Source organism: Dactylosporangium sucinum (assembly GCF_014647515.1).
Classification (GTDB): domain Bacteria; phylum Actinomycetota; class Actinomycetes; order Mycobacteriales; family Micromonosporaceae; genus Dactylosporangium; species Dactylosporangium sucinum.
Map to the genome: position 1 here is coordinate 1 of NZ_BMPI01000196.1, position 995 is coordinate 995.

A 995-nucleotide genomic window follows, 5' to 3' on the forward strand; every position below is an offset into this window, starting at 1 on the left:
TAGACCTTCGAGCAGTCGATCGCCGCGCCGCCCGGGTCGGTGACGGTCACGGTGTAGGCGACCTTGTCGCCGAAGTTCAGCATGCCGCCGTTGACCGGGGTGCTGACCGTGACGACGGGCGCGGTGTTGCCGACGGTGATCTGCACGTTGGCGAAGCCGGTCTTGCCGGTGTTGTCGGTGACCTTCAGCTGCGCGGTGTAGTTGCCGTTGGCGGTGTAGGTCTTCGACGGGTTCTGTGCCGTCGAGGTGGTGCCGTCGCCGAACGTCCACTGGTAGCTCAGTGTGTCGCCCGGGTCGGGGTCGGCGGTGCCGGCGCTGGAGAACTGGACGGTCAGCGGGGCGTTGCCGTTGGTCGGGGTGCCGGTGGCCTTGGCGATCGGTGACCGTCCACCTTGGACGTAGTCGATGCGGTAGAGGCCGGAGTCGTTGTTGCCGCCGCCGAAGTTGGAGCCCCATTCGAGGAGGTACAGCGAGCCGTCGGGGCCGAACTCCATGTCCATCGGCTTGTTGAAGTTGCCGGCGGGCAGGAACGGGTTGGTGCGGGTCACCGCGCTGTTGGCGTCGAGGTGGACCTCCTTGACGTAGTTGCGGGACCATTCGTAGAAGAAGTGGACGCCGTCATAGTACGGCGGGAACTTCGTCGTGGACGGGTTCGCGGCGTTGTAGCGGTAGACGGGGCCGCCCATCGGGGCCGCGCCGCCGGAGCCGAGCTCGGGGAAGTTCGGCGAGGCGCCGTAGCCGTACCACAGGTTCGGCGCGACGACCGGCTTGAGGCTGGTCAGGCCGGTGTTGTTGGGCGAGTTGTTGACGGGTGCGGCGCAGTTGAACTTGGCGCCGACGACGCCGGTGTCGGGGTTGAACGGTGCGTAGGGCTGGTTGTCGCCGTGGCAGAACGGCCAGCCGTAGTTGCCGGCGCCCTTGATGACGTTGAGCTCGACCAGGCCCTCGGGCCCGCGGTTGGTGGTCGGCAGGCCGCGGTCCGGGCCGTAGTCAGC

General features: G+C 67.7%; 1 protein-coding gene. It reads right to left on the reverse strand.

Features of this window, described 5'->3' with window-relative positions; translation table 11 throughout:
- A partial coding sequence (locus IEZ31_RS55785) for a PQQ-dependent sugar dehydrogenase (protein ID WP_190258295.1) occupies positions 1 to 995 on the reverse strand: 995 nt, incomplete at both ends.